Genomic DNA, 11,702 nt, shown 5'->3' with positions numbered 1-11,702 from the left:
ATGCTATTTAATTTATAGCTGCTTACGCCCACCCCGTATGGGCTGGAGGCCTAAAACGCTTAAATTATGCGGCCACCGAAGCTGCAGCATCCAGCCCACGCTGCAGCCGCCACGCCCGCCAGGCGCAGAAGGTGGCAATGGCGCTGGCGACCGCGCAGGCCCAGTACACACTGCCCAGCCCGTAGACCGAGCTGAGCAAACCACCCGCCAGGCCGCCCAGCACCCCGGGCAAGCCGTAGGCCACCACCACGTACAGCGCCTGGCCGCGCCCGCGCAGCCGCCCGGGAAAGTGGTGCGACAACAAGGCAATACACACCGTGTGGTGCGTTGCAAAGGTCAGCGCATGCAGCATCTGCGCAAACACCAGCACGGCCAGCACACCGGCGAAGGTGGCCGTCAGCCCCATGCGCAAGGTCATGGCGGCGGCACAGATCACCAGCCAGCCGGTCAAACTGAAACGCGGCAGCCAGCGGCCCTGGGAATAGAACCAGCCGATCTCGACAATGACCGACACCGCCCACAGAATACCTATCATGGCCTTGCTGTAACCAATGCTGTCCAGGTAGAGTGAGAAAAAAACGTAGATCCCGATATGCGCCAGCACATGAAAAAAAGCCGCCGCAAAAAACCACTGCACAGCCCGCTGGCGCAGCACCGGCAGCACCGGCATTTTTTCTTCGTGCGGGTTGACAGCCTCCTTCAGGTTGGGCAGGCACCAGACGCTGATGGTCACCGCCAGCAGCGACAAAAAAGTCCAGGCCGGGAAATGGCTCATGCCGAAGAACTCAAACCAGGCGCCTGCGGCAAACACCGTGACCAGGAAACCCAGCGAGCCCCAGAGCCGTACCCGGCCGTAACGCCGCGCGTCAAACGCTCCACCCTGGCTGATCAAGTGCGCCATCGCGGCCTCGCTCATGGGCATCATGGCGCTGGTGTGGGTGAACATCACCAGCAGCACCGCCGCCAGCCACCAGATGCCGAAACGCGCGTCAAAGTCCAGCCACAGGCCGCAGGAACTGATCAGCGCGACCGTTGCGCCGTAACGCAGCAGCTTGACCCGTTCACCAGTGTGATCGCTGAGCGCACCCCAGCCGTAGGGTGCAAACAAGCGCGTCGCGGCCTGTACCGAAGTCAGCAGGCTGATCGCAATGATGCTGAAGCCCAGCTCCTTGAGCCACAGCGGCAAATAGGGGTTGAAAAACCCGATGTGGGCGAAGTAGCTGGCCGACAGCGCCGCAAACGGCACCAGCTGGCGGCGCCGCGCTGCGGTTTCAGGCATGTTCAGCGCCGATTCAGGCCGAGCCGTTGATGGCGCGCATCGGCGAGACCACGTCGCCGCATTGGGCGCGGTGCCGCAAGGCGTGGTCCATCACCACAAGCGCCAGCAGGGCTTCGGCAATCGGCGTCGCGCGTATGCCGACGCAGGGGTCGTGCCGGCCCTTGGTGATGACCGAGGTCGGCTGGCCCGCCATGTCGATCGAGTCGCGCGGCGTCAGGATGGAGCTGGTCGGCTTGATGGCAATCGACACTTCCAGGTCCTGCCCTGTGCTGATGCCGCCCAGCACGCCACCGGCGTTGTTGGACACGAAGCCTTCGGGCGACAGCGAATCGCCATGGGCGCTGCCACGCTGCGTGACACTGGCAAAACCCGCGCCGATTTCCACGCCCTTGACCGCATTGAGGCCCATCATCGCAAAGGCGATGTCGGCGTCGAGCTTGTCGAACAGCGGCTCACCCAGGCCCACCGGCACGCCGCTGGCGGTCACGCGGATGCGCGCGCCGCAGGAGTCGCCGCCCTTGCGCAACTCGTCCATGTAGGCTTCCAGCGCCGACACATCGGCAACCGGCGCGAAGAAAGGGTTGTGGGGCACATGTTCCCAGGACTCGAAACCAACCGCCAAGTCGCCGACCTGCGTCATGCAGCCGCGAAAGGTGGTGCCGTATTTTTCCAGCAGCCACTTGCGGGCCACCGCACCGGCCGCCACGGTGGGCGCCGTCAGCCGCGCCGAAGCCCGGCCGCCGCCGCGCGGGTCGCGGATGCCGTATTTCTGCAAATAGCTGTAGTCGGCATGGCCGGGCCGGAAGGTGTTGAGGATGTCACCGTAGTCCTTGCTGCGCTGGTCGGTGTTTTTGATCAGCAGGCAGATCGGTGTGCCGGTGGTCTTGCCTTCGTAGACACCTGAAAGAATTTCGACCGTGTCCGGCTCATTGCGCTGCGTCACGTACTTGCTGGTGCCGGGACGGCGCCGGTCCAGCTCGACCTGGATGTCCGCCTCGGAGAGCGCCATGCCCGGCGGGCAGCCATCAATCACGCAGCCAATGGCCGGGCCGTGGGATTCACCGAAGTTGGTGACTGCGAATAGGGTGCCTAGGGTGTTGCCGCTCATGGGGGGATTATCCCAGATGAGATTACCGGGATCAGCCCGAAGCTTAGGCTACGGGAATGATCGAAAATGTTTGCCATGAGCGGCGAGCCGAAGGCACGTCGGCTCGATAAAAGGGTTACGTTGCATTGTGGCCTGACGCAGTGACTTCAGAAAGCACCCGGTGAACGAACGGCGCTTTGGCTTCTGTGTAGGCCTCTCGGTCCAGGCGGAACTGCTGTGCAAGTCGTAGTTTAAGTTCAGCATACTCTGCGGCGAGTGCTAAGTTCTGGCGCAAGGCATCACGAAAGCGAAGCCTTTCTTCCCAGAGTGGGCTTGCGAACGGCACCAAATGTAGGTGGTGAGTTCGAAGATGCGGGGACGGCTTGCAGAACCAGTGCATGACTTCTGCTTTGTAGGGATAGTAAACGTAGCCGGCGCTTGCCGCTGCCTCTATTGCCGGGCGCGACGCCCCAAGCGTGTGTACCGGAGCCATTATGTCGATGATTGGCTTTGCCGGCAGCAGCGGTACGGCCGTGCTTCCGATGTGCTCAATGGGGCCAGTCAACCAGGGTGCAAGCGCTTTTTGCAGCAGCGAACGCTCAGTTTCGAACTCCGCAGGCCATGATTCATCGTAGGGAACGATCTGCACCAGAGGGCTGTTTTGCTCCTGCAAAACACGCCGGGCTTTGGACACGTCCAACGACGCAGTGAGGTCAACACCCTCGTCGAACTGCTGATCGAATTTTCTAGCTTTCATACAGATCCCCTATTCTGAGCGTTCACAGCCGCAACACCCTACGCCACCTGCGCAGTCAGCTTCACCCCCAGCGCCCGCGCCACCTTCAGCACCGTATCGAACCGTGGTTTGGCGCCAGGCGCCAACGCCTTGTACAGGCTTTCTCTTCCAAGACCGGCATCCTTGGCAACTTGCGCCATGCCTCTGGCGCGAGCGATGTCGCCAAGCGCAAGAAGCAGAAGATCGGGGTTGTCGGTTTCGAGAACAGCCGTCATGTACTCTGCAACAGCGGCATCGTCGGTCAGGTACCTCGCTGCATCGAAGGCAAGCAGTTTGGTTTTTGGCTTGGACGTGGTCATGGGCCGGGGCCGACATCGACCCGCATTTCAGACACTTCACCTCCAAGCGCTTTCCAGTCGCCCAGGCTACCGGCTTCGACAAGACGCAATCTGGCAACAATACGCACCTGAGCCCGAAGGTCCTTTAGCGCATCGAGCCAGTCCTGAAACTGTTGCGTCTGGCGGACTTGAAACATCGTGAAATTGTATCCAAATGGATACTGTTGTCAAGCATGCACAGGTACTGCCTGCGGGAACACTTCCTGCTTGCTGCGGTGCAGCATCCCTTGATGCACTGACAGAAGGATCACCCCCTACTGGACCGCACCACGACCACCTTCTCCCACGTCAAGCCCGGCGTCACGCCCTCAATGTGTCGGGCGACTTGCGTGACTTCTTTCTTCATCGGGATCTGGCAATCGTGCCTGCAGGCGCTCCACCTCCCACCACCCTGGAAACAGCCCACGCACTTGCGCGCCCGCATACCTGTCGTCAATCAGGTAGACCACGCCGCGATCAGATTCGGCGCGTATCACCCGGCCCGCCGCCTGCACCACTTTTTGCAGGCCGGGGTAGAGGTAGGTGTAGTCGTAGCCCTGGCCGAAGCTGGCCTCCATGCGCCCTTTGATCTGCTCGTTGACCGGGTTGACCTGCGGCAAGCCCAGCGTGGCGATGAAGGCGCCGATCAGGCGTTTGCCGGGCAGGTCAATGCCCTCGGCAAACGCGCCACCAAGCACTGCAAAACCGATGCCGCTTGAAGCTGGCGTGAAGCGTTCGAGAAAACCTTTCTTCGCGCTTTCTTCCATGCCGCGCGACTGCTCCCAGACCGGGATGTCCGGGTACCGCGCCTTGAACAGCGCCGCCAGCTGCTGCAGGTAGTCAAAGCTGCTGACAAAACTCAGGTAGTTGCCGGGCACCTGCGCGTACTGCCGGGCCATCAGATCCACCATCGGGGACAGCGAGTGCTCACGGTGCTGGAACCGGGTCGATACGTCGTCCACCACCCGCACCGAGAGCTGCTCGGCTTTGAAGGGCGAGGCCACGTCGATCCAGGCGGTGTCATCAGGCAGGCCCAACATGTCGCTGTAATAGTCCGCCGGGCTCAGCGTCGCGGAGAACAGCGTCGCCGACCGCGCGGCGCTAAAACGCGGCACCAGAAAAGGTGCGGGCACGATGTTGCGCAGGCACAGCAGCGCCCCGCCCTCACCCTGAGTGATGTCGAACAGCGAATGTGCGCCCAGCAGCTCAGCCATGCGCGAGAAATGCAGCACCTCGAAAAAGAAGTCCTGCAGACTGGCGGCGATGCCCGACGGATGGTCGGCCAGGTGGTCGAGGATGGCGCTGCTTGTCTGCTGCAGCGCACCGCGAAAATCCTGCGGCACGTCTTCATACACCTGGTAGTCCTCCTGCTGCTCCTTGAACAGGTCGTACCAGCTGCGCTTGAGCCGGTCCAGCACGCGCTTGATGTCGACTGGCGCCGCCTGCCGCGCCAGCGCCAGATGCGCCGGGTCCAACTCGGCCGAATACATCTTGCGCGCGCGTTCGACCAGGTTGTGCGCCTCATCGACCAGCACGCAGACGCGCCACTGGTTGGCCTGCGTCTGCGCATGCAGCATGGCGTTCACGTCGAAGTAATAGTTGTAGTCGCCCACCACCACGTCGCTCCAGTGCAGCAGGTCTTGGCCCAGGTAATACGGGCAGACCTGGTGCGCCAGCGCGACCTCGCGCAGCGCGTTTTTGTCGAGCGGACCGGGTGCGGCGGCAGCCGCATCGACAGCAGCCTGCCGCGCCGCCGGCAAGCGGTCATAAAAACCCTGGGCCAGCGGGCAAGACTCGCCGTGGCAGGCCTTGTCGGGGTGTTCACAGGCCTTGCCTTTGGCCACCAGCTCGAGCACCCGCAGGGGAAGCGCTGGCGCTGCGGTCTTGATCAGCGCCAGCGCATCCAGCGCCAGTTGCCGGCCCGGTGTCTTGGCCGCGAGAAAAAACACCTTGTCGAGTTGCTGCGACGGACAGGCCTTGAGCAAAGGAAACAGCGTGCCTATGGTTTTGCCAATGCCTGTCGGTGCCTGCGCCATCAGGCAGCGCCCGCTGCTGGCTGATTTGTAGACCGCCTCGGCCAGTTCGCGCTGGCCAGGCCGGAAAGCCGCATGCGGAAACGGCAACAAGGCCAGCGCTTCGTTGCGCGCGGCCCGGTGCGCCAGCTCCTGCCTTGCCCAGCCCAGAAAGCTTTCGCACTGCGCCTCGAAATACGCCCGCAGGTCCTCCGCGCTGCAGGACTCGACCAGCAAGGTCTCGTCCTGCGTGGTGACATTGAAATAGACCAGCGCCAGCTTGATCTGCTGCAAGCCGTCCCGGCTGCACAGCAGGTGGCCATAGACCTTGAGCTGCGCCCAGTGCAGTTGCCGGTGGTTCTCGCGCATGGCTTCCAGGTTGCCGCGATAGGTCTTGATTTCTTCAAGCTGCCCTGCTTCGGCGTTGTAACCATCGGCGCGGCCACGCACGCGCAAACTCTCGTAGTCCCCGCTCAGACTGAGTTCGGTCTGATAGTGCGGCGGCCGCCGTAGCGCCACCATGCGGTGACCGGCCATGCCTTCGAGCGCTGAAGGTGACGGGGTGAAACGCAGATCCAGGTCACCGCGTTTGGCAGTGAAGTCACATAAAGCACGCACGACCACAACATACGGCTCGTCCGGGTCGTGTGGCTTGCTCATGGGAGGGTGTTGCTTGCTACGTTACTGTATGAATAGCCAGTATTGTAGCCACCCGCTGACTATGCGGCGATCAGGCCGTCCAGTACACCCGGATCAAAATGTTGGCCGATGTAGTCGGCCAGACCCTCAAATACCGACTCCAGCGTAGGCGTGTTGACCCCGAACAGTGCCTGCAGCACTGCCGGGTCTTCAAACAGGCCATGCAGGTAAACACCCAATACGTTGCCGCTGCCGTTTTGCCAGGCCAAGCCCTCGGGCATGACGGCATGCGCCACATCGCCGGCTGCGGCCATGGCGCTGTGCGGCGCGGTCTGGCCATGGTGAATTTCGTAGCCCTGCACGGCCACACCCGACAGTGCCGCCCACGCGCCACCCACCGATGAAAAACTCGCCTGCCGGTGCCGCACGGTCTTGTCGGTTTCAAACAGCGTGACCACCGGCAGCAGGCCGAGGCCGGGCCCGTTGCCGTCGATGCCGTGCGGATCGATGAGCGCCTCGCCCAGCATCTGCAACCCGCCGCAAATGCCCAGCACCGCCCCGCCCCGCCCGGCATGCGCTGCAATCGCGCTGTCCAGCCCCTGGGCGCGCAACCAGGCCAGGTCGCCGCTGGTGTGTTTGGAGCCGGGCAGGATGATCCAGTCGGCGTCTGTCAATTCAGCTGGGGTGCGGACCCATTCGAGGTGAATGCCCGGCACGTTTTTAAGCGGCTGGAATTCATCGAGGTTGCTGATGCGCGGGTAGGCGACGATTGAGATGTTGAGGGGTGCACGGGCAGGGGAGCCCTCACCCCTGCCCTCTCCCAGCGGGAGAGGGAGCAAGCCGGAAGCGTGAAACAGGCCGTCTTCCTCGGGCAGGCCGTGTTGCCACCACATCGGCAGCGTTGCAACCGTGGGCACGCCGGTCAGGTCCTGCAACATCTGCGGCCCGGGCGCCAGAAGCGTTGCGTCGCCGCGAAACTTGTTCAGCACAAAACCTCTGATCAGTTTGCGTTCTGCTTCATCGAGCATGGCCCAGGTACCGTACAGATGCGCAAAGGCGCCGCCACGATCGATATCGGTGACCAGCAGGCAGGCCGCGTTGGCGTGCTGGGCAACACGCATGTTGACGATGTCGCTGCCTTTCAGGTTGATCTCGGCCGGCGAGCCCGCGCCTTCAATCACCACCACATCGTTTTCCTGCAGCAACTCGTCCAGCGCCTGCGCCACCACCGGCCAGACCGAGGCGCTGCGGCCCCGCCATTCCATGCGCGAGAGTTCGGCGTTGACCTGGCCCATCAAAATCACCTGGCTGTGGGTGTCTTTCTCGGGCTTGAGCAGCAGCGGATTCATACGCACCTCAGGCTCGGCGCGCGCCGCCAGTGCCTGAAAGTATTGGGCGCTGCCGATCTCCCCTCCTGCCACCACCCTTGCGTTGTTGCTCATGTTCTGCGCCTTGAAAGGCGCCACCTTGAGCCCCTGCCGCGCGTAGTAGCGGCACAAGGCAGTGGTCAGCCAGCTTTTGCCGGCACCACTGGTGGTACCCAGAACCATCACACTTTTTGCGGTCACTTCAAAGAACTCTCAGGCTTTTTTATTTCTTGTTTTTACCAAGGCATCCGCATCTGAAGGCAGCTCATCGCCTGCCAACGCAGGCGCATCGGGCACCAGCTTCAGAAACTGCTCAAAGTCCTCGCGCTTGCCGAAGACAGCTTCACTGCGTCTGATGGCGGGTCTTGCTTCTGTCCCGCTTCGGAGAATGGTCACGCCACGCGCCAGAGCAAATTTTTGCCGCAGGCTTTAACGTATTTGCGCAGGGTTGCAATGGAAGGTGAATGTTTGCCGGTGGCCAGCGACCGCTCCAGTCGTGCGACAGCAGGTGCCTGCGTTCCCATCAGCTCTGCCACGTCGGCCTGCGTCAAACCGGCATCCTGACGCGCTTTCAGCAGGGCATCAAGCAGGACACCCTCTTCCCGCTCGATACGCTCCACCTCAATGCGCACGCCGGGTCGGCGCATCAGTTTGTTGACAACTTGTTCATGCGTTTTCACGTTTGATCTCCTTCATTCGGGTTTTGGCAATCTCGCGGTGGCGAGCTGGGGTACGGTCGGTTTTCTTGACGAAACTGTGAAGCATCACGATACGTTTTCCCACCAGCGTACAAAAAAATACTCGGGCTATGCCTTCCGCACCTTTGAGTCGAAGTTCGAATAGGCCGTCACCGAACGCCTTGGAGTGGGGTTCGCCAAGGTTCGGACCCAGTGCAAGCATTCGACGTGTCAGAACGATGTAGCGGGCGGCAAGGGTATCAGGCAGTTCAACGATCTGCTCCTGCACCGCGCCGCTGTAGTAGGTGATCGAGTAATCCACACAAAATTATAACAAATATGTTACTTATCTAGATTGCTTGGTTGAACTTTCAGGACGACATGCCACTGTTACGGCGCAAACCGCGCCAGGACAGTCGCAGCGCGTCCTGCGCAGCGGGCGGCATCACACTCATGCGCACATGGCCAGGCAGGCCGAAGGAAGTCGCATCGCGCAGCTTGATGCCCTGCGCCCGCAGTTGCGCCAGCGCCTGCTGCAGCCCGACGCTCTCAGGCAACGCAGGCCGTGCGCAGAAAAAATTGGCCTCGCTCGGCAGGCAACGCCAGCCCCCTGATTCGCACAGCGCGACTTGCCGCGTTTTCCAGTCGCGCAGGGTGTCCAGGCTGCCCGTCAGCCAGCTTTGCACCTCGGGCGTGGTCCAGGCCTGCAACATGGCGACGCCGTGCGCACCCACAGGCCATGACGCTGCCAGGCTTTCAAGTTGCGCTACCAGCTCTTCGGCGTCGGGCGGCGCAATCACATAGGCCGCACGCACGCCGGTCAGGCCGAGGGCCTTGTTCGGTGTCCAGAGCTGCCAGAATTTTTGCAACGCTGTATCCGCAAGCGCCGATGCACCGCTGAGCCGCAAAGGCTCGTACGCGCGGTCCAGCACACACAGTGCGCCGCCGCCCGCCAGTTGATCCAGCCCTGCCTGTGCGACGCCCAGCGGGCTGGACGGCTCACAGGCCCAGCGCAGTGGCGCCTGTGCGGGGTCAGGCACCACGGCCAGACGCCAGGCCTGTGCTGCATGCGCATAGTCGCCATAAGCGTGTGGCGGCAGCCACACGGCGCGGGCGCCGCGCTGCCCCGCCAGCGCCGTGATACGAAAGATGAATTCACTGGCGCTGCCGGCCAGCACCATGCGCTGCAGGTTGACACCATGAAAATCTGCAAGCTGCGCACGCAACACCGCATAAGTGGCGTCCGGGTAACACGCCGCATCGGCCTGCTGCACGGCTGCCAGCGCCACCGGGCACGGTCCGCAGGCGTTGCTATTGCTGGAAAAATCGTGCAGCGGCACCCCCTCTTCGTCAGGCCCGCCGTGGCTGCGGGGCATCATCGGGCAACTCCAGTCGCTATCAATAACATAGCTGTTGGCGCAAGTACAGCAAGGGCTACAACCACTTTTGATGCAACATCCAAAGCCAGAAGGGTGTCTAGGGCTTGCGGCGCCCTGCCCGCAGCGTTGAGCGCATAGACACCGGGTTTGCGCAGGCCCACGCCGAGGGTGAGTGCCATGGCCGCCATGGGCCAACCGCTGTTTGGCGACGGCGTGCGCAGCGCCTCTGGTCGCAGGGTGCGCAGCCGGAAGGTACGCGTCACCGCCCAGATCAGCACAGCGGTCAGCCGCGCGGGCACCCAGGACAGCACATCGTCCGCACGCGCGGCCCATTTTCCCGCCCACTCCCAACGCCCCCGGTAGCCCCACATCGCATCGGCGGTGTTGGCAAAGCGGTAGATGGCGGCGCCGGGCAGGCCAAACAAGACAAACCAGAAGATGGGGGCCACTACTGAATCGCTCAAGTTTTCGGCCAGCGATTCAATGGCGCTTTCGCGCACCTCGCTTTCGCTTAAGTGCGCCGTGTCGCGGCTGACCAGCATGGCCAGCCGATCGCGCCCCGCTGTCAGCGAGGTCTGTAGCGCGTCTTCGACAGCCTGCACCTCGCTGCGCAACATGCGCCAAGCGAACATCGGCTTGAGCGCCACGCCCAGCAGCAAAGCCGCCAGCCATCCATGCAGCTGAAAAATCGCCCACTGCAACGCCATAGCCGCTATAAAAACAATAGCTGCACCAGCAATCCATACAAGGGCTGCAAGGCCAAACGCCTTCAAATCCCGGGTTTGCGGCGGCCACGGCGGCTGGCGCAGCAAGAGCGGCTCCATGCGCTTGAGAAAACTGCCCATCCAGACCACCGGATGCCAGCGCGCTGCTGGCTCACCGAACACGCAGTCAATGGCCAAAGCCACCAGCAAAGCCAGGGCGCATGCCACTGCGTCGAAGTCAAGCGTCACAAAGCCGCCAGCGCCTGGCAAACCCAGCCAAAGCCGATGCGCTCTTGCTCCAGCCGCAGGCCGGCTCGGATGCGGTTGTCGCGCAGGCTGTCGTACACGGCCCGTTCGTGCGCCGTCAGGCGCGGCAAATCGCGCTGCTGGGCTAGCCCTTCGTGGCCCCAGTGCTCGGCATGGGCCAGCAGTGTGCGCTCGTCCATCAGCAGGGACTGGGCTTGTGGAAAGTAGGCGCGCAGTTGATCGAGCATGGCGAAGCCGTGGGTATCTATGTCGCCCCAGTAATGCAACTGACGCTGGTTCAACCAGTCAGCGGCACGCAACCGGTCCAGGCCGCCAAAACCGCCACCAAAGACGACCATGGCATCGGCCACAGGCGGGAACGCCAAAAAATTTACTTCGTTTTCGGTGATGAAAACGTGGGCAATTGGGGGCGCGAGTTGTTCAAAAGTGATTTGCGTGATGGCGACGTCCTGCCCGTAACGGGCATCAAGCGTATCCAGCCAACGAAACCGAATCCGCAGGGGCTTGTCCAAAAAGCCATAACGCTGACAAAACCCGGACGCGCCGGTGGCAGTGTGGTGTATAGCCTCGGGCGGCAAGGCCAGGTCGAACAGTTCTGCCAGCACGCTGCGGTGCAACTCAATGAATTTGCTGTCCACACCGGCAACATCGACCTGCCGCAGGTAAATACCGGGGCGCGGATGCGCTTGCAGCCAGGCCACCACGCTCAAGAGGCGCGGCCAGGCGTCGGCCAGCGCCAGCGCCTGGAGCGGCCGTCTGGCCAGCCAGGGCAACAGTTCGGGCTGTTGGTTTTGCGTGAGCAAGGCCAGCGCGGCAAAGCGCTGGGCTTCTTTTTGTTTGCCGATAAGCGCCAGCGCATCGGCTGGCGTATCGACCCAGGCTTCGCTGGGCACACTGTTGTTGCCCAGAATCGCGTGACGCCACTCACGCTGCACGATCCGCAGGCGCTGCGCGCCGGCTGCCAGGCCCGCTATCCAGGCCCGTACCTCGTCGAAGCGCGCAGTCAACTCGGTGGTGGATGGCGCGGTAAAGCGCAGGCGCAGCGGGAACAACTCGTTTGCGCTGTCCGTGGGCTTCAGCAGCAAGCCCTTGTCCCAGAGCTTTTGCACCTGGGCGCGCAAGTCGGCGGGGGTGGTCCAGTTCATAAGCGAATCTGCAAATTTCTCCTTCCCGCCTTT

The 11,702-nt window shown here is 62.6% G+C and carries 13 protein-coding genes; all 13 read right to left on the bottom strand.

Going from position 1 to position 11,702, the window contains the following annotated elements; translation table 11 throughout:
* Window positions 1-64: 64 nt before the first annotated feature.
* The 13 genes from Q8O29_RS07160 to Q8O29_RS07100 all read right to left on the bottom strand — a co-directional run bounded on the left by Q8O29_RS07160 (window position 65) and on the right by Q8O29_RS07100 (window position 11,669).
* Entirely contained in the window at window positions 65-1,279 is a 1,215-nt protein-coding gene (locus Q8O29_RS07160) for an MFS transporter (protein ID WP_305561374.1), read from the bottom strand.
* A 13-nt stretch (window positions 1,280-1,292) separates the two neighbouring features.
* A complete protein-coding gene (gene aroC / locus Q8O29_RS07155) occupies window positions 1,293-2,387 on the bottom strand; it encodes a chorismate synthase (RefSeq protein WP_305561373.1) in 1,095 nt (364 codons plus the stop codon).
* 115 nt (window positions 2,388-2,502) lie between these two features.
* On the bottom strand, window positions 2,503-3,123 hold the full coding sequence (locus Q8O29_RS07150) for a GrpB family protein (RefSeq protein ID WP_305561372.1): 621 nt from the start codon (window positions 3,121-3,123) through the stop codon (window positions 2,503-2,505).
* A gap of 38 nt (window positions 3,124-3,161) precedes the next feature.
* Window positions 3,162-3,461 (bottom strand): addiction module antidote protein, encoded by a 300-nt coding sequence (locus Q8O29_RS07145; RefSeq protein ID WP_305561371.1) that lies wholly within the window; start codon window positions 3,459-3,461, stop codon window positions 3,162-3,164.
* Window positions 3,458-3,637, bottom strand: a complete 180-nt coding sequence (locus Q8O29_RS07140) for a type II toxin-antitoxin system RelE/ParE family toxin (protein WP_305561370.1) — start codon at window positions 3,635-3,637, stop codon at window positions 3,458-3,460. Before Q8O29_RS07140 ends, Q8O29_RS07145 begins: the two co-directional genes overlap by 4 nt.
* Window positions 3,638-3,808: 171 nt before the next feature.
* A complete protein-coding gene (locus tag Q8O29_RS07135) occupies window positions 3,809-6,151 on the bottom strand; it encodes an ATP-dependent DNA helicase (protein WP_305561369.1) in 2,343 nt (780 codons plus the stop codon).
* Between the two features lie 59 nt (window positions 6,152-6,210).
* Window positions 6,211-7,680, bottom strand: a complete 1,470-nt coding sequence (locus tag Q8O29_RS07130) for a cobyric acid synthase (protein ID WP_371134168.1) — start codon at window positions 7,678-7,680, stop codon at window positions 6,211-6,213.
* Window positions 7,681-7,710: 30 nt separating this feature from the next.
* Window positions 7,711-7,893 carry a hypothetical protein gene (locus tag Q8O29_RS07125; RefSeq protein WP_305561367.1) on the bottom strand — a complete coding sequence of 61 codons (183 nt, stop codon included), beginning with the start codon at window positions 7,891-7,893 and terminating at the stop codon, window positions 7,711-7,713.
* The gene (locus tag Q8O29_RS07120) at window positions 7,890-8,144 is read right to left on the bottom strand and encodes a helix-turn-helix domain-containing protein (RefSeq protein ID WP_371134171.1); all 255 of its coding nucleotides are present in this window, start codon (window positions 8,142-8,144) and stop codon (window positions 7,890-7,892) included. The genes Q8O29_RS07125 and Q8O29_RS07120 overlap by 4 nt, the downstream gene beginning before the upstream one ends.
* Window positions 8,145-8,163: 19 nt before the next feature.
* A complete protein-coding gene (locus Q8O29_RS07115; RefSeq protein ID WP_305561365.1) occupies window positions 8,164-8,496 on the bottom strand; it encodes a type II toxin-antitoxin system RelE/ParE family toxin in 333 nt (110 codons plus the stop codon).
* Window positions 8,497-8,545: 49 nt separating this feature from the next.
* A complete protein-coding gene (locus tag Q8O29_RS07110) occupies window positions 8,546-9,553 on the bottom strand; it encodes an aminotransferase class I/II-fold pyridoxal phosphate-dependent enzyme (protein WP_305561364.1) in 1,008 nt (335 codons plus the stop codon).
* Complete coding sequence (gene cbiB / locus Q8O29_RS07105; protein ID WP_305561363.1) at window positions 9,550-10,506, bottom strand: adenosylcobinamide-phosphate synthase CbiB; 957 nt, start codon at window positions 10,504-10,506, stop codon at window positions 9,550-9,552. Before cbiB ends, Q8O29_RS07110 begins: the two co-directional genes overlap by 4 nt.
* Window positions 10,503-11,669, bottom strand: coding sequence for a DUF3322 domain-containing protein (locus Q8O29_RS07100; protein ID WP_305561362.1), 1,167 nt, complete (start codon window positions 11,667-11,669; stop codon window positions 10,503-10,505). Before Q8O29_RS07100 ends, cbiB begins: the two co-directional genes overlap by 4 nt.
* Window positions 11,670-11,702: the final 33 nt, after the last annotated feature.

Origin of the sequence: Polaromonas sp., assembly GCF_030689685.1 — a bacterium.
In the GTDB taxonomy this organism is placed as follows: domain Bacteria; phylum Pseudomonadota; class Gammaproteobacteria; order Burkholderiales; family Burkholderiaceae_C; genus Polaromonas.
Note: the sequence above shows the minus strand (reverse complement) of the source record. Positions and strands in the feature narration are given on the sequence as shown.